This window comes from Pseudochrobactrum kiredjianiae (assembly GCF_030362795.1).
Classification (GTDB): Bacteria; Pseudomonadota; Alphaproteobacteria; order Rhizobiales; family Rhizobiaceae; genus Pseudochrobactrum; species Pseudochrobactrum kiredjianiae.
Window position 1 is genome coordinate 87,318 of record NZ_JAUCBM010000002.1, and the last position, 24,044, is coordinate 111,361.

20 protein-coding genes and 1 riboswitch are annotated in these 24,044 nt (G+C 51.5%); of the genes, 13 read left to right on the top strand and 7 right to left on the bottom strand.

The window, feature by feature from the left end; genetic code table 11:
- Window positions 1-20: 20 nt before the first annotated feature.
- Window positions 21-440: a CidA/LrgA family protein gene (locus QUF18_RS06490; RefSeq protein ID WP_289386263.1), complete on the bottom strand. Its 420-nt coding sequence runs from the start codon at window positions 438-440 to the stop codon at window positions 21-23.
- A gap of 107 nt (window positions 441-547) precedes the next feature.
- Between QUF18_RS06490 and QUF18_RS06495 the strand changes: the two genes are divergently transcribed.
- The 7 genes from QUF18_RS06495 to QUF18_RS06525 all read left to right on the top strand — a co-directional run bounded on the left by QUF18_RS06495 (window position 548) and on the right by QUF18_RS06525 (window position 9,829).
- Window positions 548-1,426, top strand: coding sequence for a LysR family transcriptional regulator (locus QUF18_RS06495; RefSeq protein WP_289386487.1), 879 nt, complete (start codon window positions 548-550; stop codon window positions 1,424-1,426).
- 197 nt (window positions 1,427-1,623) lie between these two features.
- Window positions 1,624-2,802 (top strand): acyl-CoA dehydrogenase, encoded by a 1,179-nt coding sequence (locus QUF18_RS06500; RefSeq protein ID WP_374807054.1) that lies wholly within the window; start codon window positions 1,624-1,626, stop codon window positions 2,800-2,802.
- An 89-nt stretch (window positions 2,803-2,891) separates the two neighbouring features.
- Complete coding sequence (locus tag QUF18_RS06505) at window positions 2,892-4,034, top strand: CaiB/BaiF CoA transferase family protein (protein ID WP_374807016.1); 1,143 nt, start codon at window positions 2,892-2,894, stop codon at window positions 4,032-4,034.
- 420 nt (window positions 4,035-4,454) lie between these two features.
- Window positions 4,455-6,047 carry a peptide ABC transporter substrate-binding protein gene (locus tag QUF18_RS06510; protein WP_289386265.1) on the top strand — a complete coding sequence of 531 codons (1,593 nt, stop codon included), beginning with the start codon at window positions 4,455-4,457 and terminating at the stop codon, window positions 6,045-6,047.
- A 108-nt stretch (window positions 6,048-6,155) separates the two neighbouring features.
- Window positions 6,156-7,079, top strand: a complete 924-nt coding sequence (locus QUF18_RS06515) for an ABC transporter permease subunit (protein WP_289386266.1) — start codon at window positions 6,156-6,158, stop codon at window positions 7,077-7,079.
- Window positions 7,072-8,223 carry an ABC transporter permease gene (locus QUF18_RS06520; protein ID WP_289386268.1) on the top strand — a complete coding sequence of 384 codons (1,152 nt, stop codon included), beginning with the start codon at window positions 7,072-7,074 and terminating at the stop codon, window positions 8,221-8,223. Before QUF18_RS06515 ends, QUF18_RS06520 begins: the two co-directional genes overlap by 8 nt.
- Window position 8,224: 1 nt before the next feature.
- Complete coding sequence (locus QUF18_RS06525) at window positions 8,225-9,829, top strand: ABC transporter ATP-binding protein (protein ID WP_289386269.1); 1,605 nt, start codon at window positions 8,225-8,227, stop codon at window positions 9,827-9,829.
- 41 nt (window positions 9,830-9,870) lie between these two features.
- Here QUF18_RS06525 and QUF18_RS06530 read toward each other — a convergent pair whose 3' ends face one another.
- Entirely contained in the window at window positions 9,871-11,262 is a 1,392-nt protein-coding gene (locus tag QUF18_RS06530; protein WP_289386270.1) for an FAD-binding oxidoreductase, read from the bottom strand.
- A 166-nt stretch (window positions 11,263-11,428) separates the two neighbouring features.
- On the opposite strand from QUF18_RS06530, the gene QUF18_RS06535 reads away from it, so the two are divergent.
- Window positions 11,429-12,913, top strand: coding sequence for an aq_1923 C-terminal domain (locus QUF18_RS06535; RefSeq protein ID WP_289386271.1), 1,485 nt, complete (start codon window positions 11,429-11,431; stop codon window positions 12,911-12,913).
- A 156-nt stretch (window positions 12,914-13,069) separates the two neighbouring features.
- On the opposite strand, the gene QUF18_RS06540 is transcribed toward QUF18_RS06535, so the two are convergent.
- The gene (locus QUF18_RS06540) at window positions 13,070-16,606 is read right to left on the bottom strand and encodes an ATP-binding protein (protein WP_289386273.1); all 3,537 of its coding nucleotides are present in this window, start codon (window positions 16,604-16,606) and stop codon (window positions 13,070-13,072) included.
- Entirely contained in the window at window positions 16,606-17,919 is a 1,314-nt protein-coding gene (locus QUF18_RS06545) for a metallophosphoesterase family protein (protein WP_289386274.1), read from the bottom strand. The genes QUF18_RS06540 and QUF18_RS06545 overlap by 1 nt, the downstream gene beginning before the upstream one ends.
- Window positions 17,920-18,149: 230 nt before the next feature.
- Here QUF18_RS06545 and QUF18_RS06550 point away from each other — a divergent pair, with 230 nt between their 5' ends.
- From QUF18_RS06550 to QUF18_RS06570, 5 genes are all read left to right on the top strand, one after another.
- Window positions 18,150-19,214, top strand: coding sequence for a Tim44 domain-containing protein (locus QUF18_RS06550; protein ID WP_289386275.1), 1,065 nt, complete (start codon window positions 18,150-18,152; stop codon window positions 19,212-19,214).
- A gap of 189 nt (window positions 19,215-19,403) precedes the next feature.
- The gene (locus QUF18_RS06555) at window positions 19,404-20,282 is read left to right on the top strand and encodes an MBL fold metallo-hydrolase (RefSeq protein WP_289386276.1); all 879 of its coding nucleotides are present in this window, start codon (window positions 19,404-19,406) and stop codon (window positions 20,280-20,282) included.
- 3 nt (window positions 20,283-20,285) lie between these two features.
- Complete coding sequence (locus tag QUF18_RS06560; RefSeq protein WP_374807011.1) at window positions 20,286-20,636, top strand: ArsR/SmtB family transcription factor; 351 nt, start codon at window positions 20,286-20,288, stop codon at window positions 20,634-20,636.
- A 14-nt stretch (window positions 20,637-20,650) separates the two neighbouring features.
- Complete coding sequence (locus tag QUF18_RS06565) at window positions 20,651-21,076, top strand: YeeE/YedE family protein (protein ID WP_289386277.1); 426 nt, start codon at window positions 20,651-20,653, stop codon at window positions 21,074-21,076.
- Window positions 21,077-21,088: 12 nt separating this feature from the next.
- The gene (locus QUF18_RS06570; protein ID WP_289386278.1) at window positions 21,089-21,499 is read left to right on the top strand and encodes a DUF6691 family protein; all 411 of its coding nucleotides are present in this window, start codon (window positions 21,089-21,091) and stop codon (window positions 21,497-21,499) included.
- Window positions 21,500-21,568: 69 nt separating this feature from the next.
- Here QUF18_RS06570 and thiD read toward each other — a convergent pair whose 3' ends face one another.
- The 3 genes from thiD to thiM are packed head-to-tail and all read right to left on the bottom strand — an operon-like array spanning window position 21,569 to window position 23,855.
- The gene (thiD, locus tag QUF18_RS06575) at window positions 21,569-22,408 is read right to left on the bottom strand and encodes a bifunctional hydroxymethylpyrimidine kinase/phosphomethylpyrimidine kinase (RefSeq protein WP_289386280.1); all 840 of its coding nucleotides are present in this window, start codon (window positions 22,406-22,408) and stop codon (window positions 21,569-21,571) included.
- Between the two features lie 3 nt (window positions 22,409-22,411).
- Window positions 22,412-23,056: a thiamine phosphate synthase gene (gene thiE / locus QUF18_RS06580; RefSeq protein WP_289386281.1), complete on the bottom strand. Its 645-nt coding sequence runs from the start codon at window positions 23,054-23,056 to the stop codon at window positions 22,412-22,414.
- Window positions 23,043-23,855 (bottom strand): hydroxyethylthiazole kinase, encoded by an 813-nt coding sequence (thiM, locus tag QUF18_RS06585; protein ID WP_289386283.1) that lies wholly within the window; start codon window positions 23,853-23,855, stop codon window positions 23,043-23,045. Before thiM ends, thiE begins: the two co-directional genes overlap by 14 nt.
- A gap of 58 nt (window positions 23,856-23,913) precedes the next feature.
- A riboswitch (TPP riboswitch) is annotated at window positions 23,914-24,009 on the bottom strand.
- Window positions 24,010-24,044 lie beyond the last annotated feature (35 nt).

Consider the following 24,044-nt stretch of genomic DNA (forward strand, 5'->3'; position numbering starts at 1 on the left):
TAAATAATTCTCTAATGCACTCATGATGAATGCCTCATTTTCTGCAAATGACGGCTTAGACGTAAGCCTGCTTCCACGGCCAATGCGGTAGAAATCATAACGATAACCGTACCAAGCAGAATAACCGCCAGAATTTTCAATCCCAACAAGCCAAAAAACTCATGGTGATCCAGCACCGCGAGAACTGCGGGAATAAAGAACAGCAGCATTTCTGCCAGATACCATTGCGCACCGCGGCGCACAGTCAACAGGTTCATGCCGCCGGTCATCAGCAAGACAAATAACAAGAACAGACCAACCACACTGCCGGGCACCGGCATATGCGTTACTCTGACAATACCCTCACCCAAAGCCCAGAAACCGGCGATCAATGCGATCTGGCCGATCCGGCTATTTTGAACCCAATGGCGGACTCCTCCCGACATTTGAGCTGGAGACATTTTACGGCACTCTTTTCATGCAAAATTACTTTCCTCTCTTATACGCTGCGTTCATTCATGATAAAAATGAATTGATTGAATAGAATTAAGTCCTAAAAGGAATGATGATGGAGCTGCGTACATTACGGATCTTCACCGAGGTTGTCCGTCAGGGCGGTTTTACGCAGGCAGCGAAAACGGTCTTTCTGACCCAATCTGCCGTGAGTAAGGCTGTGCGTCAGCTTGAGGATGAACTCGGCCTGACATTGCTGGATCGCAACGGCCATAAATCCGTGATGACCGATGCAGGCCAAGTGGTCTATCAGCGTGCTTTGCGGATACTGGCCGAGCAGGATGATCTCAAAAACGAACTCGCGGAGCTACAGGGTCTCACCAAAGGCGTATTACGCCTGGGCCTGCCCCCAATCGGCAGCGATGCATTATTTGCACCTATGTTTGCGATCTATCGCGGCCTTTATCCCGGTATTGATATTCATCTTGTTGAACACGGTAGTAAAAAGCTGGAGGATATGGTGCGTAACGGCGAGGTTGACCTCGGCGCCTCACTGCTCCCTGCACCGGATGAGTTCGACTGGCAGAATGTGCGTAAAGAACCGATTGATGTGCTGATACCTGCCTCCCATGAGCTTGCCGGTCAGTCTCAGATTGCCTTGAAGCAACTCCAAGAGATGCCGTTCATCCTGTTTGACAGTGCTTTCGCGCTCAATCCGATTATTCTCAATGCCTGCCATAGTCAGGGTTTCAGCCCGTCGATTACCGCCCGCTCCAGCCAGATCAATTTTATCGTTGAGTTGGTTCATGCGGGGCTTGGCATCGGCTTCCTCCCGCGCCTCATTGCCGAACAACGGGTGCGCCCCGGTGTCAGGCATATTACGCTGACAGAACCCGATCTTTCATGGGACATGGCGTGGGTCTGGCGACGCGGCGCTTATCTGCCTCATGCCGCACGCGCATGGCTTGAACTCGCAGCGCGTTTTCAGCACTAAGGCTAAGAACCAAGGATTATTGTCAGGAAATTCAGGCTCATTCTCAGCATATATCGCTTAAAATAGTCCACTGATCAAAGCGCTGGCAACCAAGTTGATGCATAAAATTCATGACTAAAGTGCAAATAATGGTTTGCAGTCTTTGGTCAATCGGCTGAGTATATGCCAACTTTATCGGGAGATACTAAATGAGTGATATGACAAAATTTTCATGGAGCGATCCGTTCCTGCTCGATGATCAGCTGTCTGACGATGAACGTATGATCCGCGACTCTGCTGCGGCTTTTGCCAAGAGCGAATTGCTGCCACGCATTGAAGAAGCCTATCTCGAAGAAGCTGTTCAGACTGAATTGTTCCGCATGATGGGACAAGCCGGTCTTCTCGGCGTGACCTTGCCGGAAAAATACGGTGCGGCTGAAGCCAATTATGTTTCCTACGGTCTGGTTGCCCGCGAAGTAGAGCGCATTGACTCCGGCTATCGCTCGATGATGAGCGTGCAGTCTTCCCTCGTGATCTACCCGATTTTTGCCTATGGGTCGGAAGAGCAAAAAGACAAATATCTGCCGGGTCTCGTTTCCGGCGAGCTAATCGGTTGCTTTGGCCTGACCGAACCGGATGCCGGTTCTGATCCTGCAGGCATGAAAACCCGCGCGGAAAAAACCGCAACCGGCTACAAGCTAACCGGCTCGAAAATGTGGATTTCCAACTCCCCGATCGCCGATGTGTTCGTGGTCTGGGCAAAATCCGTTGCTCATGACAATCAAATCCGTGGTTTTGTGCTTGAAAAAGGCATGAAAGGTCTGAGCGCACCGAAGATCGGCGGCAAGCTTTCTCTGCGTGCTTCCGTCACCGGTGAAGTCGTTATGGACGGCGTGGAAGTCGGCGAAGATGCGCTGCTGCCACATGTTTCCGGCCTCAAAGGTCCGTTCGGCTGCCTTAACCGCGCCCGTTACGGTATTTCATGGGGTGTACTCGGTGCGGCAGAAGATTGCTGGCACCGTGCGCTGCAATATGGTCTGGATCGCAAACAGTTCAACCGTCCGCTGGCACAGACACAGCTTTTCCAGAAGAAGCTGGCTGATATGCAGACAGAAATCACGCTCGGCCTTCAGGGTTCGCTGCGCGTTGGCCGTTTGATGGACGAGCATAAATTTGCGCCTGAAATGATCTCGATGATGAAGCGCAACAATTGCGGCAAAGCGCTCGACATCGCCCGTCAGGCACGCGACATGCACGGCGGCAACGGTATTTCGATTGAGTATCACGTGATGCGTCATTCGCAGAACCTGGAAACAGTGAATACCTATGAAGGTACCCATGACGTTCACGCGCTGATCCTCGGCCGTGCGCAGACAGGTCTTCAGGCATTCTTTTAATAATACGTAATCGCCCGCTTTCCTTTGTGCATTGCTGACTTTCGGCGACCTATGAGGGAAGCGGGTTTTTCATATCCGGAGCAAATCTGATGCAAGCGCCGCTGGAAGGCATTAAAGTTGTTGAACTGGCACGTATTCTTGCAGGGCCGTGGATCGGCCAGACATTGGCCGACCTCGGTGCCGATGTCATCAAGGTAGAAAGCCCTGAGGGTGATGATACCCGCCAATGGGGACCGCCTTATATTGACGACGGCGCAGAACAATCCGCTGCCTATTATCATGCCTGCAATCGCGGCAAACGCTCGATCACGTGTGATTTTCGTGAAGATGCAGGGCGTGAAACCGTTATCAAACTCATCAAAGACGCCGATATTGTTATCGAGAATTTCAAACTCGGCGGTTTGAAGAAATACGGCCTTGATTATGAGACGCTGAAAGCCATCAACCCGCGTCTGATCTATTGCTCGGTTACCGGCTTCGGCCATGACGGGCCTTATGCAGCACGCGCCGGTTATGATTTCATGATTCAGGGCATGAGCGGCATTATGGATATTACCGGCGATCCAAAAGGTGAGCCGCAGAAAATCGGCGTGGCACTGGTTGATATTATCACCGGTCTTTACGGCATCATCGGTATTCAGTCTGCACTGCTGCACCGACAGACAACGGGGCTTGGCCAGCATATTGATATGTCGCTGTTTGATTGCATGACCGGCGTTCTCGCCAATCAGGCAATGAATTTTTTGGCGTCCGGCGTTGCACCAAAACGCCTCGGCAATGCCCATCCGAATATCGCGCCCTATCAGACATTGCCGGTTAAAGACGGTTACTTCATTATCGCCTGCGGTAATGACGGGCAGTTTGCCAAACTCGCCGGTACTCTCGGCCTGCCAGAACTTGCAGAGGATGAGAAATTCCGCACCAATGCCGCGCGCGTTCGCAACCGCAATGCGCTAACCGCATTGCTTGAAGCAAAGACCAGTCTCTGGCTGCGGGATGATCTGTTAGCGACATTGGAAAAAATCGCCGTACCAGCAGGCCCCATTAATACGATTGCCGATGTGTTCAGTGATCCGCAATTTATTGCCCGTCAAATGCGTGTGGATAATCAAGGTATTCCGGGATTGCGCACACCGCTGAAATTCTCCGATACAGAGCTTAAAACAGGTCTGCGCTCCCCGCGTTTAGGTGAGCATACAGAGGAAATTTTGGCGGAATTAAACGCTAAATAAGCCTCTCCAATGCCGCATTCAGAAGGCCGCTTTTAGCGGCCTTTTTTATTGCCCCGTAAAACTGACTCGCAATCCGGCAATTTTCACTGTTTAATCCTGATACCTACCGTCAAAATAACGGAATTGTCAGACGCATTTTTGAGATTTTTTTGCAGGACAACTCCATCACGACCAGCTTAAATACTCAAAGAGGAAGAATCTACCTATCCCATTGAATAGTAATAATTTTCATTGTTTGTTTTATTTTTGTTCCGCGCAACATTATTCTAGAAAAACTGATATATTGTTGCAAATTATAAAAGCTCTGTTTTTTTGCATTCTCATTTTCACTCAAGCTGCTCGAAGTGAAAAATAAGATATTTGACTTTAACGTAAAAAATCATACTAGAATCCAGACTGTACTTTAACAGGGAGGGTTATATGTATCGTAAAATTTTGCTCGCAGGTGTCTGCGCGTTGACACTGACTGGCGCACTTGCAAGCGTCGCTTCTGCCGAAGTTGTTTTGAACCGCGGCAATGACACCGATCCGGCAACTCTGGATCATCACCGCACATCCACCGTTTCTGAAGGTCGTATTATGGCCGATCTCTATGATGGGCTTGTCCGTCAGAGCGCCAAAGGCGAAGCGGTCGCTGCAACAGCTAAATCCTGGGACATTTCCGAAGACGGTTTGGTTTATACATTCCACCTGCGCGATGATGCCAAATGGTCGAATGGCGATAAAGTAACTGCCGGTGACTTCCTGTTTACGTTCCACCGCATTATGGATCCAAAGACTGCAGCCGGTTATGCCAGTATGCTGTTCCCGATCAAAAATGCCGAAGAAGCTGTAGCCGGTAAAAAACCGCTTGAAGAACTCGGCGTGGAAGCGGTCGATGATCTGACCCTCAAAATTACGCTTAAAAGCCCAACACCATATTTCCTTGAATTGCTGACCCATCAAACCGGTCTGCCAATGCATCCGAAGAGCATTGAAGAAAACGGCGACAAATTCACCACTCCAGGCAAAATGGTCACCAATGGTGCCTATCAGCTGGTAAGTTTTACGCCGAACGACAAAATCGTCATGAAGAAAAATCCGAACTTCTATGATGCAGATCAGGTCAAGATCGATGTCGTTAACTGGATTCCGTTTGAAGACCGCGCCAGCTGTATGCGCCGCTTTGAAGCAAAAGAAGTTCAGATTTGTTCTGATGTACCATCAGAACAGATGGATTATGTGAAGAACAAACTGGCTAAAGAATTCCATATTGCTCCTTATCTCGGCTCCTACTATCTGCCGGTTAAAGGCAAAACTGCTGACAGCAAGCTGAAAGACCCGCGCGTTCGTGAAGCCATTTCTATGGCGATTGACCGTGAATTCATGGCCGAGCAGGTCTGGCAGGGCACAATGCTTCCGGCCTATTCTGTCGTACCTCCGGGTATTGCCAATTATGTTGAAGGCGGTGTGAAAGCTGAATATGCCGGCGAAGATATGCTGGAGCGCGAAGACAAGGCTAAAGCCCTGTTGAAAGAAGCTGGTGTCGAACCAAATACACTGTCGATTGAACTGCTTTATAACACTTCTGAAAACCATAAGAATACAATGGCTGCTGTTGCCGATATGCTGAGCAATATCGGTATTAAAGCAACATTGAACGAAACCGAAGGTGCCACATATTTCAACTTCCTGCGTGAAGACGGGCCGTTTGACATCGCCCGTGCAGGCTGGATCGGCGATTATAACGATCCGCAGAACTTCCTGTTCCTCAGCCAAAGCGGTGTCAGCTTCAACTACTCAAAGTGGAAGAATGCTGATTACGATGCGCTGATGGCAAAGGCAGAAGTTACAACAGACCTAAAAGCCCGTGCAGAAATTCTTGCTGACGCGGAACGTCTGTTGCTCAAAGAAACAGCCGTTATTCCGGTGTTGTATTATTCATCACGCGCATTGGTCTCCGAGAATATCGAAGGCTGGTATGACAACCTGATGGATGCACACGCAACCCGCTGGCTGTCACTGAAACAGTAAGTTTTTTACTGGCAGGCTGCATATTCACCTATGCAGCCTGTTGCATACCAATTCATTTTAACTTTGCCGTAGCCGATATTTTATAAAGGCTACAGTCAGGAATATATTATGTTGAGCTATACGCTACGGCGGCTGGCCAGCGCGATCCCGACGATATTTATTATCATCACGCTGACCTTCTTCATGATCCGGCTTGTGCCGGGCGGCCCGTTTGATCTTGAGCGCCCGATTGATCCGCTGATCCTCGAAAATCTGAAAAAAGCCTATAATATGGATGCGCCTTTATGGCAGCAATATCTGATCTATTTAGGCAATCTGCTCAAAGGCGATCTGGGGCCAAGTTTTGCCCGCCGTGACTTTACGGTCAATGATCTGTTTGCATCAGGTTTACCGGTTTCCATTCTGCTCGGCAGTCTTGCACTCACACTTGCTGCCGTGCTCGGCACATTGCTCGGTGCGCTTGCAGCACTGCGTCAGAATTCATGGCTCGATTATACGATTGTTGCTGTGGCAACATTCGGCATTACCACGCCGAACTTTGTAGTGGCTCCGCTGCTCAGCCTGTTCTTCGGTGTTATTCTCGGCTGGGTGCCTGCCGGTGGCTGGTCATCAGCCAATGTGCTTTATTGGATTTTGCCGATCACCACACTGGCGCTGCCGCAGGTCGCGGTGATTGCCCGTCTTGTGCGCGGTTCAACCATTGAAGCTTTACGCGCCAATCATGTGCGCACAGCGCGCGCCTATGGTCTGCCTGCCCGTATCGTGGTGGGTGTTCACGCTTTGCGTGCCGCTCTTCTGCCTGCCGTATCCTATCTCGGCCCGACAGCAGCAGCTCTGCTCACCGGTTCCGTTGTTGTGGAAACCATTTTCGGTATTCCGGGTATCGGGCGTTATTTCGTGCAAGGCGCATTGGGGCGCGATTATACACTGGTGATGGGTACCGTTGTGGTCATCTCGGTCTTTGTCGTGCTGTTCAACTTAATTGTTGACCTGATCTATGCTTATCTTGATCCGCGGGTGCGCTATGACTGATATTTCAACCAATTTGCCGTCTCACGGCGCACCGGAAAGCAACACCACTGTTGCCGGGCGCTCTCTCTGGCAGGATGCATGGATCAGACTGCGCCGTAACCGCGCTGCGGTGGCCAGTGCCATTGTATTGATTTTCCTGTCCCTCGTCGGAGTTTTCGGGCCAATGATCAGCCCGCATCCTTATGAAAAAATCTATCCGCAATTTGTACGTGTGGCACCAAGCATTGAAGCCTATCCGCGTGCAGATACTATTTTGCCCGGTTTAGAGCGGGAAATGGCACGCGCCCGTATACAAGGCGGGGAGCCGGAACTTGCCGGTTCAAAACTAACGGTTGATGTGACATCAAGCGCAGGGCGTGAGTTGGATGAACGTCTGCTGCGTTATTTTGAACGCTCAGACCTGTTCAGCAATCCGAAAATTGAGCTGGCAGACGATAAGTTAAGCGGCAAGCTCTCATTGGATGTATCGCGCAATTACTTCTTCTTCGGCACCGATAATCTCGGTCGCGATATGATGACCCGTACCTTTATCGGGGTGCGTATTTCTCTCGCGATTGGTCTGCTGGCTTCTGTGATGGCACTGGTGCTCGGCGTCGGCTATGGCGCGATTTCCGGCTATCTCGGCGGCCGTGCCGACAATATCATGATGCGTATTGTCGATATTCTCTATTCTCTGCCCTTTATCTTCTTCGTCATTCTGATGCTGGTGTTTTTCGGGCGGTCGATTATCATCATCTTCATTGCCATCGGCGCAACGGAATGGCTGGATATGGCACGTATTGTGCGCGGTCAGACCCTCAGCCTCAAACGGCAGGAATTTGTGCAGGCGGCAGAGGCACTCGGTGCAACACGGCGCGGCATTATCACCCGTCATATTATTCCCAATGCCTTGGGGCCTGTAATCGTATTCGTTACGCTTCTGGTACCGAAAGCCATCCTGCTTGAAAGCCTGTTGTCATTCTTAGGTCTTGGTGTTCAGGATCCGATGACATCGCTCGGCCTGCTGATCTCGGAAGGCGCGCAAAATATGCGTGGCGCTTCATGGCAGCTTGTTTTCCCTGCAGTCACCCTGACACTCATTCTTTTTGCGCTGAACTTCCTGGGCGACGGCCTGCGTGACAGCCTTGATCCGAAGGACCGTTAAGATGACAGCAGAAACAGTCCTCTCTGTACGCGATCTGCGCGTGACATTTGAAACCAATGACGGGCCGGTTCATGCCGTGCGTGGCATCAGCCTTGATGTTAAATCCGGTGAAACAGTCGCCATTGTTGGTGAGTCCGGCTCCGGCAAAAGCCAGACCACTATGGCGATCATGGGTTTGCTATCCCAGAACGGCAAAGCCACCGGTCAAGCGCTGTACCGTGGAAAAGATCTGGTCGGCATGTCCGACAAGGAACTGAATAAAATCCGTGGTGCGAAAATCACCATGATTTTTCAGGAGCCCATGACCTCGCTTGATCCGCTGTATAAAATCGGCGATCAGCTGGCAGAACCTTTGCGTTTTCATCGTGGTATGAGCAAGGCTCAGGCACGGCCGCGTATTCTGGAACTGCTTAAACTCGTCGGGATTCCTGAGCCGGAACGGCGTATTGACAGCTATCCGTATGAATTATCCGGCGGTCAGCGTCAGCGTGTGATGATTGCTATGGCGCTGGCAAATGATCCGGATATTCTGATTGCGGATGAGCCGACAACCGCTCTGGACGTGACCATTCAGGCACAAATTCTGGAGCTGCTGGCCGATTTGCAGAAGCGTCTGGGCATGGCCATCGTGTTCATCACCCATGATTTAGGCATTGTGAAGCGTTTTGCCGATCAGGTCTGCGTTATGCGCTCCGGTGAAGTGGTAGAAAGTGGCACGACAGAGAAAATTTTCTCTGCTCCCGAACACGCTTATACCAAAATGCTGCTCGATGCCGAGCCGGAAGGTATCAAAGCCGCTCCACCGGAAACAGCACCAGTGCTGATCGAGGCAGATGATGTCTCCGTTACATTTAATCTGGCAAAAGGCTGGTTAAAACCGCAAACTTATTTGCGGGCAGTGGATGGTATATCGCTCAACCTCAAACAGGGGCAGACCATCGGAATTGTGGGTGAATCCGGCTCCGGTAAATCCACGCTCGGCCGTGCTATTCTGCGCCTTCTGAAATCTGAGGGGCGTATTGCTTATCTCGGCAAGGAGCTCCCGACTGACCCGCAGGAAATGCGTCCAAAGCGGCGCGAATTGCAATTGGTGTTTCAGGATCCGTTCGGCTCGCTCAGCCCGCGTATGACTGTCGGACGGATCATCACTGAAGGTCTGTTGATCCATGAGCCGGAACTGTCAGCCAAAGAGCGTGACATTCGTGCCGGTGAAGCGCTGAAAGAGGTTGGCCTTGAGCCTTCGATGCGCAACCGCTATCCGCACGAATTTTCCGGCGGCCAGCGTCAGCGTATCGCGATTGCCCGCACCATGATCCTGAAGCCGAAAATCATTGTGCTGGACGAACCGACCAGTGCGCTTGATCGCTCGGTGCAAAAACAAGTGGTGACATTGCTGCGTGATTTGCAGGAAAAATACGGCCTGTCCTATCTGTTTATCAGCCATGATCTAGCAGTTGTTCGTGCCCTCTCCGACTATATTCTGGTGATGAAAACCGGAAAAGTAGTTGAAGAAGGCCAGACCGAGCAGATTTTTGATGCCCCGCGCGAGGATTATACCAAAGCGTTGATGCAGGCCTCGATGAGCGAAAAACGCTTCGGAGCATAAAAAAATAAAAGGCCGGAGCTTCAGTTCCGGCCTTTTGCATTTTAATCCAGCACTTTGCCCGGATTGAGAATATTATGCGGATCAAGCGCCGCTTTCAGTACCTTCAATGTTCGCAATTCGGCTTCGCTGCGGCTGTAATGCAGCCACGGCTTTTTATGAAGACCAATCCCATGCTCTGCCGAGACCGAACCTTTAAATGAGCGGATAATGTCATAGACAATATCCTCAATGATCCGCTCTTTCGGTTCAAAATCCGTATATTTCGTGACATCAATATGGAAATTGCAGTCACCGACATGCCCGAAGAACAGGCTCTGAATGCCGGGGTAACGCTCTTCTAAAGCTGCCTGAATGGCATCAACGGCTGCGCCAATCTGCGTTTGTGGCACGGATACATCAAAGCCGATGCACGGGCCTTCATGGGTCATAATTTCCGCAATAGCATCGCGCATTGTCCAGAACTCTTCTGCTTCGCGATGGGATTGTGCAATGGCAGCATCAACAATCCAGCCTTCTTCCAAAGCGTGTTCCAGAACAGACTGGAAGAGTTCAGCCTCGGTATCAGGCTCTGCTCCCTGCATATCCATCAGCACATAAAGCGGATAGCCCTGCTCCAGTGGGGCACGGGCATATTTAGCTGCCGTTTTATAATAATCGCCCCACATGGCTTCAAAAGCAGTGACACGACCGGAAAGGCGCTTCTGCGCATAATTCAACAAGTTGAGCGCATTATCGAAATTCTCAAGTGCAACGACAGCGGCATTGGCACCGCCGACACCCGGACGCAAACGCAATACCGCACGGGTGACAACGCCCATCGTGCCTTCAGCACCGATGAATAAGTGCTTCATGTCCAGCGCCGCATTATTCTTCGGCATTTCATTCATCATGCTGAGAATTGTGCCGTCTGCCAGTACCGCCTCCAGCCCCAGCACCAGATCGCGGGTCATACCATAGCGGATCACACGATTGCCGCCCGCATTGGTGGAGATATTGCCACCGATCTGGCAGGAGCCGCGCGCGCCTAAATCCAAAGCAAAATTCATACCGGCATTGCGTGCCGCTTCCTGAATATTTTGCAGGATTGCACCGGCTTCAACAATCATCGTGCCAGCCTGCACATTGATCGTCTCAATACGGTTCATATTGCGCAATGACAGCAATACGCAATCCTGCACCGGCACTGCACCACCGGCCAGACCAGTCAAACCACCCTGCGGAACAACCGCGATATGATGCTCGTTACACAGCTTCAAAATTTCAGAAACGGTCTGCGTATCACGCGGCAAAACCAAAGCCAGCGGTGTGCCGCCCTGCTCATCACTCCAGTCATGCAACTGTGAAGTGTCAATATTTGCGCCAGTTTGAATGTCTTTTCCGAGAAGAGCGGACAGTTTTTCCAGCACAACGAGCCGCATAGAAGCATCTTGCATTTTATTCCCCTTGATGTGTGAGATTATCTTTATTGGAATTGGAGCTGATTTGTTATAGGGATTCATTAAAATTATTACGCATCAGGTCGTTCTGTTTTTTAATAAGTTCGGCAGCAATCATTCTGCGGTCAAAATCAATATTGTCCGTCTTTTTATTGAGGTTCTCATGCCATTGAATATCTCCTGCTCAGCTCTGGTTAAAACTTTCGCACTGACCGCTGTTATTGCACCTTTATGGGCCGGCACTGCACTGGCTTGGACTGGTGACGATGTTGCCAAACGCCTGCAAGCGCTGCTCAAAGAGCAGATGGTCGAGCTGACTTTTTCCAAAGCAGAAACCGATGGCAATAATGTTATTTTGCATGATGCAAAAGCGCAGATCGCTATGCCAAACACGTCATCTGACGAAACAACAGAAAAAGACGACAAGGATAATGCACCGGTTAATCTCGGCACCATTACGCTCAGCGGCGTTTCAGATGCTGCGGACGATGTGTACCTCATCGAAAAAGCGACTTTTAACGATGTGAAGATTGTTGAAGACAACAGCGTTTTCACCACGTCTGATATTCGTTTTGACAAAGTGCGACTGACAAAAGAGCCAAAGAACGATCTGCTTGGTCGTATGCAATATGCAGAAAGTTTCCATGTCGGTGCACTGACCCTCACTGTTGAAGGCAAGCAGGTCTTTGAATTGACCGGCTTAAATCTGGCGCAGGAACCTTTCAGCAAAGAGAAAGCCAGCAATTACAGCTGGGGCATCAAAGCCCTGAAAGTTGATCTGGAAGAAGCGAACCGGATTGATCTGGAAAAGAAGAAAAAAGAAGCGGCTGAAATGCAGGCTGCGATAGATGAAGCCACCCAAGCAGCTGAAGAAGCTGCAGAGGCTGCGGAAACCGACGCGAATAATGCGGATGCCGCAACCAATGACAAGGCAGATGCGGGCGTCGAAGCGGATACCAATGCGGATATTGCAACCGACGGCACAGACGAAACAGCTGAAGACAATAGCGCCGAAGAAGAAACCGTTGTTGCAGACACCGGTGATATGGATATGGAAACAATCCGTGCGCTTGGTCTGGAAAAAATTCAGCTGACTATGGATGCCAAAGGCAGCTGGTCGCCTTATAGCGGTGATTACACCGTCGATCAGATGACGATCAATGGTGTCAATATCGGCACTTATAACTACAAGCTCGCTATGGGCGGCTATAATCTGAAATTTATCAAAGCGGTGCAGGATCTGTTTGCCAGCATTCTAGAAGATGGCGGCGATAATACTTCCATGCAGATTGCGGCTGTGGGTATGATGCAGAACCTGTCGATCAGCAATATGGAAATGCGTTATGACGATGCTGATTTCGTTGGTAAATTGCTGGAGCATGAAGCGAAGAAGCGCGATATGACCCGTGAAGCACTTGTGCAGGAAATGAAAGATCAGCTGCAAATCGGCGTTGTCTATTTTGAAAATGAGCCGCGTGTTGTGGAAGCTGTGAAGGCGGTCGGCGATTTCCTCGACAAGCCGAAATCGCTCAGCCTGAAAATCCAGCCGGAAAATCCGGTGACCTTCGGTATCCTGACCGCAGTCGGCATGGCCGAGCCGAAAAAACTCTGGTCAGTGCTTGGTGTTAAAGTCGAAGCCAATCAATAAAATAAGAAAGCCTGCATCTCACGATGCAGGCTTTTTCTTTATATTTGTTATAGCATGTCTCCCAAAAACGGACACCGGTTTTGGGAGACATGCGTAAAAACAGTAAGATAGAGCGTTTTTTAATGATCTAATGTAAATGCGAAATGCTCTATCACATCACAGCTGATGCAGATGCACACCCGGATAGACGTCCTGTGCTATGTCACATAAATGCTGATGATGGGTCAGATAGATAACCTGTCCCTTGTCAGCCATTTGTGTGAAAATCCGGAAGGTTTCCCGCGCACGATCATCGTCAAATGTTTCCATAATATCATCGGCAATAAATGGCATCGGACGCTGCGCAACAAATTCGTAATATCCGGCAATACGCAGAGCCAGATATAGCTGGAACCGCGTGCCTTTAGACAATTCATCCGCCGTTTTTGAACTGCCATCAGCAGCCACAGCGATCAGGATTTCGCTGTCCTTGTCGGTCTGTGTCGTCAGCTGCCGGTAACTGCCCTGACTGATGGTCTTAAAGGCTTCTGACGCCTGCGCCATCATGGATGAGCGATGCTGATCGCGGTATAAATGCAAGGCCTGCTCGGCTGCACTGATACCAAAGCGCAGACGCAAATACTGCTTCGACTTTTCCTCAATCTCCAGCAAAAGCGTGCGGCGCTGCTCATCGAGTTTTGCAGCACCATCATCACCGGCCTGAGCCTCGCGCAAAAATTGCTCGGCCTGCATTTTTAGCCGGTATTGTTCCTGCTTATGCTGATCCTGCGCATCATCCTCATCACGTAGAGCCAGTAATTGTGTTTTAAGCTCAGCACTATCTGCCTGCGCGAGCAGTTCCTCAGCCTCTGTTGCGTGAGCCAGTTTCAGCAGGTGTGTGATTGTCTGCTCTTCATCTGCAAGTGATTGTTCAAGCTGCTTTTTCTTTGCTGCCGCCTGGATTTTAAAACCGGCATCTTCCAGCGTATCAGCCTGCAATTGCGTAAGCATGGCTTGTTTTCTGGCATTCAAAACTTCAGATTGCTGGTTCAGATGTTGCATCTGCTGCTCAGCCTCTGCCAGCCTGCCTTGCAGCTCATGCAGTTTTTGCTGCTCTTCCTCTGCTTTACGGATATGCAGTTCGCTATGCTGTGCCAGTTCAGTAACAGGCACACTATCACCTGCGGCATTATGCAAGGACAGGCCGAGGCGTTGCGCCAAGAGTTCTGCTTCAGTGCGATAAGCCGCCTGATCGTCACGCATAGCACCAATGCGCTGTGCCAGATCATTGCTGCGTTCCAAAGCAGGCGCCAGTTCTGCCGTTAAGTTGAGGATTTCCCGCACCTGATCGAGCGCCGGTACAATATCCCCCTGACCTTGCCCAAGCTCTTGGTCAAACCCCAGCCCAAGCCCCAGCGCAAACCATGTCTTGCCGCAAGCAACACGCCACTCTTGTTGCCACTGCACATCCTGCGCCTGAATATCATCAGCCTCTTTACGACGGCGATGCAGCTCTTGTTGCCGCTCCGACAATTCTGCCTGCAACGCTGCCTGATGCTGAAAACCATCATTCAAGGCTGCGGCCTGTGCTTGCAAACTGCTCAACTCAGTGTCGGAAACGCCCAGACCCGCTTTTTCTAACGCGCTGGTCAAATCGGCCTCAGCCTGCCTGATCTGTGTGCGTTTTTCATCACGCATCCGGCAAGCACGCAACCAAAGCTGGCGTTTTTGCAAGACAGCGCTCCGTTTTTCCATCCAGCGCACAAGACTATCGGCGGACAACTCCCCTAAGCAGGCAGGCACCAATTGCTGCTGCCACTCAGCCAGACGCGCTTTCTCCGCTTGTAACTCTGCATCCATGCCGGAAACAGAATTTTGCAAATGTGCGTTCTGGGCATCCAATACCGCAAGCCGCTCCCGTAACTGCATGGCACGCGCAAATTCCGCTGCCTGTGTCAGTCGGCTATGTACTGCGTGATCGTCCTGCGTCAGATAGCTTTCAAACGCGTCTGCGGTTTCATTATTGAGGCTCTTGCGATGCTGTTGCCATGCGGCATTACGCTTATTGCGCAATTCTGTCGCCTGATCCTGCGTCATCACCAGACTATGCTGCTGCAAAGCCTGCAACTGCGCCTGTAAAACCACCATTTCATCGGTGTTTTTAGCCTGATTATCCTGCGCTTGTTGCAAGCGGTTTTGCAGTGCCTGCATTCCCTGCCCTGCACCCTCAACCTCAGATACTTCAGGCACCACCAGCGCGGCAAGCACTGTCAAATCCGCATCAAAATCACTCTGCCGATAGGCAAGCGAGTGCCACAATTCCCGTAGCTGCGCTTCTTCTTCCCGTGCATTTTGATCTGCCTGCCGCAAACCATTATTCAGATCTTCACCCCGCAACCGGATCAGCAGATCGTTCAGGCCACGTATCTGTACAGGATCAGTCGCGCCTTGCACTATACCGCTTTGCTCGATTTTCTCCTGCGCCAGTTTCAGCCTGTCGTCAGCCGCAACCAGTTCTTTGCCCGTCAATTGCAGCGTTGCGGCAATCCCTGAGCGACGTTCAATCAGGCTGCGCAATGCTGTTTCAGTCTGGATATTAATCAGCAATTGACGTGGATCGGTTTTGATATCCTGCCCGAGACGGATCAGCAGCCCTTCAATCTTATGCTGCTCGGCACGTAACACCGTTTCACGCTCCGGCAGGTCTTTTGCAGCCGTTAGAAACCGTGCGCGCAGAATCTGCAATTGCCCCGCAGAACCGGCAAGTTGCAAAGCATTTTCATCCGGATGAATGGCGGCTATGTCCTGTTCCAGCAGAGCCACTGCGGAGGATTGGTTTTCAAGCCGGACACGCAGTTCCGCATCATCAATCATCAGACGTGGCAGTTCATCGGCAAAACCGGCAGGCGCCGCAGGAATATCTGCAAAAACATCCAGTTCATCCCGCAGGTGATGCAAGCGGTGATAGTGCGGCAAGGCATTGAGCAGTGCCTCAATCTCAGCAATCCGGTGTCTCGTTTGTCCATGCGCGCTCAGCGCCTGCTGATACTCTGCTTCAGCCTGACGATAGCTGTCGCTCAGCTTGCCATAAATTTGCGCCGAGCTTTTTGCATCCAGTTCCGCTTTGGCAGCCTCAATCTCTTGTAGTTTCGCTTTGAGATCAGTCAATTCGCCGCTGCGGGCACCGGAACGGTAAAATTGATCGGCACGACTGCGCAAAATGCCTAAATTCTGGCTCAGCCCCGCAAGACCGGCACTGGCAGAAAACAGCAACTCACCCAGATTACCCTTACTGGCGAGGATCGCATCGCCGCCCTGCTCCAGCGTATCATCATCAAGTGAAAACATCATGCGATAGGCATCACGGTCGATATCGCCGAGTTCCGCAGAAATCAACGTATCCGGCAAAGCGCGGCCTGTATCATCCTGCAGGCTGTTGACACGGGCTTTGGTGCGTACCAGCTCCTGCGCTGCCCCCTGCAATTGCAGTGAAGCGCCGATTTTCATCGCGGGATAGGGATGCAGGAAATTATAACGGCTTTTATGCTCAATCCCGAAAAGCAAATCAAGCAGCGCTGCAAACGTAGTGGATTTACCAGCCTCATTCGGCCCGTAGATAATGTGCAGATCAGGCGTGCCACCGGTTGTGCCAAAATCCAGCACATGATCGGTAAACCGGCCATAGCGGGTGAGATCCAGACGATTAATCCGCATTATGCCTGTTCCTCTGTCTGAGTAGCTGCTCGGGCAGCTGCACTCAACTCTGCCAGCACATCCTCACTGCCAAGTTGCAACAATTCCGTAATCAGCACCTGTGCCTGTGCTTCATCATTCCCAAAATGACTTCGAATTTCGGCAGGCAGCTTCTTCACCAAGGCATCCATCTGGTCTGCAAGACCACTCTGAAACACCGGAGAAGCAGCCAGTTCATCCGTAATCAACCTGCCCAGTTCATGCAAAGGATCAGCCGTAAGCATCAAATCGCTTGGCTGGTTTTTTCGTGGCGGTGTACAGTCGATTTCCAACTTCTCAATCCAGCAATCGCCAATTTGCGCTGCCCGGTCTTCTGCCTCGGTCAATAGAAGATCATGGTCACGGCGCATTTGCCATGCCAAAGCGGTGGAGCCGGTGAGATGCAAGCGCACTACCAGATGTTCACTCGCTGTGACTTCACGCTTTGCCTCCAGTGCCTCATTGACTACCTGAATAACAGCTCGCCAATCCTCGCAAGCAGAGACATCCACGCTCACACGCTCGAACTGCGCAATGGATGTCAGACGCTCTTCCGTATGGACTGTGCCGCTATCGTCAATCGTCACAAGCGTTACGGATTTTGCACCGGCCTCATTGATATCGCGCCCCTGCGGATTCCCGGCCATGACCACAGTACTGTTATACTGACTTGTCGGCGCATAGACCGCACGTTTATGAATATGGCCGAGCGCCCAATAATGGAAACCATGCGACTGCAAATCGCTCACACTGACCGGCGCATAAAGATCATGCCCTTCCGCACCATTCAGGCTAGTATGCATCAGGCCGATATTCACGGCACCGCTCACCGGAAGGCTATATTGCGGCAGCAGACTATCCGGTGCATGCGGCTTGGCAAAGCTAAGCCCGTGAAAAACCACAGGCTGGTCATGGTCAGGCGCAGTGACTGTGATCGCGCGCGCTTTGCGGTCAAAAATCTGTACGCGCTCCGGCAGAATGAGCTCCTTGGTAATTTTGGACAGCGCATCATGATTACCGCGAATGATAAACACATCAATCCCCGCCTGATCCAGACGGCGCAGCTGTTCTGCCAGAAAACGCGCTGTTTTCATCGAGGTTTGATCGCCGTCATACAGATCGCCGGCAATTAGCAGCGCATTGACGCGCTCGCTTAATGCCAAATCAATGATATGCTCAAAAGCACGGCGTGTCGCATTACCAACCAGCGTTGCAAGCTCATGATTGCGTAAAGCGAGGGAACGCAGCGGAGAATCCAGATGAATATCTGCCGCGTGAATGAAGCGATAGGTCAAATCAGCTCCTGAAATTCCGGATCAAAATCTTTGTTCAGACTATGCGACAGCGCCGCAGCAAAAATCAATGCGACGCAGGTTTGAAACCATAGATATCAGTTCAAAACTCTGCATAGCCTTCTTAACATCCGTTAAATTACCTGAAATACAGCGTTTTTTTATTACAGGCACTTACAATTGAAAATTTGTCTTCCTATATGCCTCCAAATAACTTTTTTCAGGAGACACATATGTTCCGTGCCACCTCACGTTTAGGCCAGTTCACAGTCGCACTCGGACTGGCGCTCGTTGTATCGCTTTCGGCGATGGATATTGCCGATGCCAGACGGGCGGGCGGTGGTGGCTTCGGCAGCCGCGGCAGCAAGACCTTTCAGGCACCAGCGCCAACCCGTACAGCTCCGAATACTGCGGCGCCTATTGAGCGTTCGATGACACCGAATACCGGTGCGCAGACACGTCCGGCACAGGGTGCGGCAGCGGCAAATGCGGCAAAGCCTGGCTTCTTCAATAATTTCGGTCGATCCATGCTCGGCGGTCTGCTGGTTGGTGGTCTGATCGGTATGCTGCTTGGCAATGGTCTTGGCGGTATGGCCGGTTTCCTTGGCCTGATCCTGCAGGTTGCTCTCTTCGCTGGTCTGGCGATGCTGGCCATGCGCTTCTTTGCGAACCGCAATAAAACAGCGACGGCTGCTGCCGGTGCCGGTTCTGCAAGAACAGCACAAAACTTTGGCCAGAATTTCGGCACTCAGTTTGGCAAACGTGATGCGCAGACACAGAACACCAATGCCCGTTCGTCCACCTCTGTACCGTCAGCCGGTTTTGGCGCAGATGCAGGCGCAGCTTCTGCCGCAAGCATGATGCAGCCTGCGGTAGAAGAAAAGCCGCTGACAGTCGGTCAGGAAGATCTTGAGCATTTCGAGAAAATGTTGACCGAAGTTCAGACGGCCTATGGTCAGGAAAATTACGCAACTTTGCGCCAGCTCGCGACACCGGAAGCCATGTCCTACCTCGCCGAAGAACTCGGTGAAAACGCCACTAACGGCCTGCGTAACCATGTCAGCGATGTGAAATTGCTACAGGGTGACGTATCAGAAGGCTGGAGCGAAGAAGGCAAAGACTACGCAACCGTTGCTATGCGCTATGAAAGCGTTGACTATATGGCTGACCGCGAAACAGGTGAATTGGCCGAAGGCGAAAGCACTGATGTTTCGGAAAGCGTTGAAGTCTGGACATTTGTGCGTCCTGCCAATGGCCGTATCGAAGATTGGAAACTCTCGGCAATTCAGGCTGCATAAGCAACTGACTTTACAGTATATTTTGCATAATCAAGCCGCCCTGACTTTCAGGGCGGCTTTTTTCATACGGAACTTATGGTTTCGATAAATCGTTACGGGTTTGAAAAACAATACTACAAATAGATTTTTATGATTGCATTTTTTTGCAATCAATTATATTTAATTAAAACTATAGAAAGCAGGTATGAGATGCAAAAACCAGACATTACCGCATTTTACGATCAGCGTACCGGCTCCGTACAATATGTTGTCGCCGACCCTGAAACACTGGATTGTGTGATTATTGATCCGGTGCTGGAATATGATGAAAAATCAGGCCAGACTGCCACCAATCATGCCGATGAAATGCTGGATTATATCGCACGTCGCAATTACCGTCTGGTGCGAATTCTCGACACCCATCCGCATGCGGATCATCTGTCTGCCGCGCATTATCTGAAAACCCGCACCGGAGCGCCGACCGCTATTGGCGCGGAAGTGAAAAAAGTACAGAAAATCTGGTCTGAACTCTATAACTGGCCGGATCTCGCTTGCGACGGCTCGCAATGGGATCATCTGTTTGAAGATGGTGAGACATTCAAAATCGGCAATCTCAATGCACGGGTCATTCACTCGCCGGGACATACGCTCGCTTCGATCACCTATGTCATCGGTGATGCGGCCTTCATCCACGACACATTATTCATGCCGGACGGCGGCACTGCGCGCGCCGACTTTCCGGGTGGTGATGCAACCGCACTGTGGAACAGTATCCAGATCATTCTGCACTTGCCGGTAGATACCCGCCTGTTCACCGGTCACGACTACCGACCGAATGGCCGTGAAGTGCGCTGGGAATCCCGCATAGGTGAGCAATTACAGGATAATATCCATCTCAGCCGCTATCGTGATGAGAGCAGTTTTGTCGCGGCGCGTCAGGCGCGGGATTCAACTTTGCCAATCCCGAAACTGATGCTCCACGCCTTGCAGATCAATATTCGCGGCGGACGTCTGCCCGAGCCGGAAAGCAACGGGCAGCGTTATATCAAAATTCCTCTCGGCCGTTTTGACGGCGCACCTTGGGAATAAGCCATGAGCACTCTTATCGAAGACACCGACCTGACTATGGCCACAGCACCAGATGCCGCTGAGCTGCGTGAACGGGTCAACGAAGCCTCGGCCTTCCTGAAAAAACTGTCCAATCCCGACCGCTTGCAGGTGGCTTGCGCCTTGGTTGAAGGTGAAAAATCCGTGCGGGAACTGGAGGATATGCTAGGCATTCGGCAACCCGGCCTCTCTCAGCAGCTGGCAGAGCTGCGCACAGCCGGTTTTGTCAGCTCCCGTAAGGAAGGCAAAGCCGTGTTTTATTCTCTCGCAGATGAACGGGTGAAAATCTTCATCCGTACGATGCACCAACTGTTTTGTGCGCCGTCTGAGCGTTGATAAAGGTTTTTATCATGGAAAATTTTACCCCGTGGTCTGCACTTTCGGGCGGGCTTCTGATCGGCCTGTCGGCAGTTTTACTGATGCTCTTTGAAGGGCGCATTGCTGGTATCAGCGGCATTGTCAGCAGGCTTTTCCCACCCTATAGCGACAATCGCTTTTTATCCCGCGCAGGCTTTTTGCTTGGACTGCTGATTGCTCCTTTCCTTTACCTGCTCTTTAGCGGCCATATACCGGTCATCAGAGTTTCTTCCGATCCGGTGCTGATGATTATTGCCGGTTTGCTGGTTGGCTTTGGCGCGGTTTTGGGCAGCGGCTGCACATCCGGTCATGGCGTATGCGGTATTTCACGGCTGTCGCCGCGCTCCCTGCTCGCAACCACTTTATTCATGGCTGCCGGTTTCATCACCGTCTACATCATGCGCCATCTGATCGGATAAAGGAGATAACCGATGTCATTTTTGATTAATCTTGCTATCGGCCTGATCTTCGGGCTTGGACTGGCGATCTCAGGTCTTGCCAATCCTGAGAAAGTGCTGAATTTTCTGGATATTGCCGGCAATTGGGACCCGTCATTAGCTCTCGTCATGGGCGCAGCAGTCGTCACCACGTTCATTGGTTTTCGCGTTATTTTTGCCCGCAAAAAACCGGTCTGCGCCATGAATTTTGATGTGCCTGCCAATCGTAAACCCGACAGATCACTGGTTATTGGTGCTATTCTGTTCGGTATCGGCTGGGGACTTGGCGGCATTTGCCCTGGGCCAGCGATTACCACTGTGGGTCTGGCTGCAACCGGCACACTCATCTTTGTTCCGGCGATGATTGCCGGCATGCTGATTGCCCGCAAAGTAAAGGCTTCCTGATTTTTCAGGAAGCCTTTATTCGTCAGCTATTTTAAAGTGTCAGAGCGACCTTTGTGAGCCCAATATGGCTCACGGCGCTCTGATTTGGTCAATCGAATGAAACACGGGGCCATGGCCGAGTGAGTGGCCAGCCTCATCTTTCATACCCACTTCAAGCCGGTGTGCGGCACTGATTGCCCGCAGCAAATAAGCTTTTGCCTCACGCACCGCATCCGGCAATGCATTGCCTTTCGCCAGTTCGGCAGCCAAAGCACTGGAAAGCGTGCATCCTGTGCCATGCGTATCCGGCGTTTCAACACGCGGCGCTTCAAACCACAGATGATATTCCGCACTCAAAAGCAGATCAGGGCATTGCTCACCCGCCATATGCCCGCCTTTCATCAGCACAGCCTTACAACCTTTAGCCAGCAGAGCCTGACCTTGACGCTCCATGTCCTCACGGTTCTCAGCCACCGGCATGCCAAGAATGGCAGCGGCTTCCGGCAAGTTTGGCGTCAGTAAGGTTGCCAGCGGCAACAATTTTTGGGTGAGGCTTTCTACCGCCAGTGGATCAAGCAAAGCCGCCCCGCCTTTGGCAATCATCACCGGATCGAGCACAATCTGCAAATCCCGCTGCTTAATCAGCTGCTCTTGTAAGAGCTGCGCCACGCGGTCGGAAATTTCCGCATTCACAATCATGCCGATTTTAACTGCATCAACCCGCACATCACTGAAAATCATTGTGAGCTGCTGTGCCACGAAATCTGCAGGCACAGCAAAAACACCGGAAACGCCTTGCGTATTCTGTGCTGTCAGCGCTGTCAGTGCCGCCATGCCATAAGTGCCACGGGCAGCGAAAGTTTTCAGATCGGCCTGAATTCCGGCTCCGCCCGACGGGTCAGAACCGGCAAGGGAAAGAACATTTTTCATTGCTTATCCCTTTGCAGCACGGAAACCGGCGATAGCCGCGCTGAATGCACGGGCTTGCTGTTCAGGATGAGCCTGACCGCAAATTGCGGAAACAACAGCCAGACCATTCATACCGGTTTCCAGCACATCATCCACATGCGGGAGTTTAATGCCACCAATGGCTACCGCAGGCAGACCATTATGGGAGTAAACCCGCTTCAACCCGTCAAAACCGATAGAGGGCGCGCAATTCTTCTTGGTTGCGGTCGGAAAGACAGGGCCGATACCCAGATAATCCACAACAGCACTATCGGCTTTCGCAGCCAGTTCAGCGGTCTGCACGGAAAGACCAAGGATCATATCCGGTCCGATCTTTTCCCGTACCTGTTCCGGCGAACCATCATGCTGGCCGATATGCAAACCATCCGCGCCGATAGCAATCGCAACCTCTAGATTATCATTGATGATCAGCTTGGCATTGGTACCTTCAAGCGCTGTTTTCAGCGCTTTAGCTGTTTCAAGCATCTCCTGCTGACTGGCATCTTTGTCACGCAACTGCACCATTGTGACGCCGCCGCGCACGGCTACAATTGCGGTTTCTACCATGCCAAAACTGCCGCAAAGCTCACGGTCGAGAACGAGATAGAGCGACAGATCAAACTGTTTCATAGAATTGTACCTTTGCCTGAGACTGGAATTGTGTAGGGTCAAGCGCATAAAGCGCATCGATGAAGTGAATTTGAAAACTGGCAGGCCCCTGCGCCTGTAATGCCGCCTGTTCTCCGGCCACCGCATACATGGCCAGAGCCGCTGCAGTCGCTTCCACAGCGGAAGCTCTATGAGAGGCAACGAATGCACCGGTCAGACAGGTCAGCGCACAGCCAAGTGCTGTCACTTGCGGCATCAGCGGTGAACCGCCGTCTATACGCAAAGTTCTGTGCCCGTCAGTCACCAGATCATAAGCACCGGTCACTGCAACCGTGCATTGATACTGCTGTGCCAGTTGTTGTGCCGCATGGTGCGCGCTACCGGCATCATCGCCGCTGTCTGCCCCTTTGCCCAGTGCGGAAAAGCCTGCAAGAGTCAGAATTTCGGACGCATTACCGCGAATAACTGTCGGTTTCAGCGCCAATAAAGTCTGCGCAGCTTCTCTGCGGAAAGTAGATGCAAAATGGGCAACAGGATCAAAAACCCAGGGAATATTATGTGCATTGGCGGATGTGACCGCCGCGATCATCCCCTGCACCCAAAGCGGCGAGAGCGTGCCGATATTAATCGTTACTGCGCCGCAGAGTTTGGCAAATTCTCCGGCTTCTTCCTGCGCATGCAGCATAGCAGGCGAAGCACCGGCCGCCAGAACCACATTGGCAGCCGTATTCATCGCTACGAAATTTGTGATGCATTGTATGAGAGGTTTCTGGCGTCGCATGGTTTCAAGCACAATGCCGAAATCCGGTAGATCTTTCATATCAGCCCTCCGCCACGGTGAGGGTCTGATAAAGGGTGCCATTTTTCGCCTTGCGATAACGCCCTTTGATCTGACTCCCTCCGCCGGCATTATCCGGTTCAGGTTCAAAGGGTACTTCTCAGCCGGTATGATCCGGGCGCCCCTGTCTTTGATCGCTATTATGGCAGAGCAGGTGATGACTGTCCACCA

Bases quoted from the DNA above. Each gene is read 5' to 3' on its own strand.
- QUF18_RS06490 (WP_289386263.1), bottom strand. From the start codon at position 440: ATGTCTCCAGCTCAAATGTCGGGAGGAGTCCGCCATTGGGTTCAAAAT.
- QUF18_RS06495 (WP_289386487.1), top strand. From the start codon at position 548: ATGGAGCTGCGTACATTACGGATCTTCACCGAGGTTGTCCGTCAGGGC.
- QUF18_RS06500 (WP_374807054.1), top strand. From the start codon at position 1,624: ATGACAAAATTTTCATGGAGCGATCCGTTCCTGCTCGATGATCAGCTG.
- QUF18_RS06505 (WP_374807016.1), top strand. From the start codon at position 2,892: ATGCAAGCGCCGCTGGAAGGCATTAAAGTTGTTGAACTGGCACGTATT.
- QUF18_RS06510 (WP_289386265.1), top strand. From the start codon at position 4,455: ATGTATCGTAAAATTTTGCTCGCAGGTGTCTGCGCGTTGACACTGACT.
- QUF18_RS06515 (WP_289386266.1), top strand. From the start codon at position 6,156: ATGTTGAGCTATACGCTACGGCGGCTGGCCAGCGCGATCCCGACGATA.
- QUF18_RS06520 (WP_289386268.1), top strand. From the start codon at position 7,072: ATGACTGATATTTCAACCAATTTGCCGTCTCACGGCGCACCGGAAAGC.
- QUF18_RS06525 (WP_289386269.1), top strand. From the start codon at position 8,225: ATGACAGCAGAAACAGTCCTCTCTGTACGCGATCTGCGCGTGACATTT.
- QUF18_RS06530 (WP_289386270.1), bottom strand. From the start codon at position 11,262: ATGCAAGATGCTTCTATGCGGCTCGTTGTGCTGGAAAAACTGTCCGCT.
- QUF18_RS06535 (WP_289386271.1), top strand. From the start codon at position 11,429: ATGCCATTGAATATCTCCTGCTCAGCTCTGGTTAAAACTTTCGCACTG.
- QUF18_RS06540 (WP_289386273.1), bottom strand. From the start codon at position 16,606: ATGCGGATTAATCGTCTGGATCTCACCCGCTATGGCCGGTTTACCGAT.
- QUF18_RS06550 (WP_289386275.1), top strand. From the start codon at position 18,150: ATGTTCCGTGCCACCTCACGTTTAGGCCAGTTCACAGTCGCACTCGGA.
- QUF18_RS06555 (WP_289386276.1), top strand. From the start codon at position 19,404: ATGCAAAAACCAGACATTACCGCATTTTACGATCAGCGTACCGGCTCC.
- QUF18_RS06560 (WP_374807011.1), top strand. From the start codon at position 20,286: ATGAGCACTCTTATCGAAGACACCGACCTGACTATGGCCACAGCACCA.
- QUF18_RS06565 (WP_289386277.1), top strand. From the start codon at position 20,651: ATGGAAAATTTTACCCCGTGGTCTGCACTTTCGGGCGGGCTTCTGATC.
- QUF18_RS06570 (WP_289386278.1), top strand. From the start codon at position 21,089: ATGTCATTTTTGATTAATCTTGCTATCGGCCTGATCTTCGGGCTTGGA.
- thiD (WP_289386280.1), bottom strand. From the start codon at position 22,408: ATGAAAAATGTTCTTTCCCTTGCCGGTTCTGACCCGTCGGGCGGAGCC.
- thiE (WP_289386281.1), bottom strand. From the start codon at position 23,056: ATGAAACAGTTTGATCTGTCGCTCTATCTCGTTCTCGACCGTGAGCTT.
- thiM (WP_289386283.1), bottom strand. From the start codon at position 23,855: ATGAAAGATCTACCGGATTTCGGCATTGTGCTTGAAACCATGCGACGC.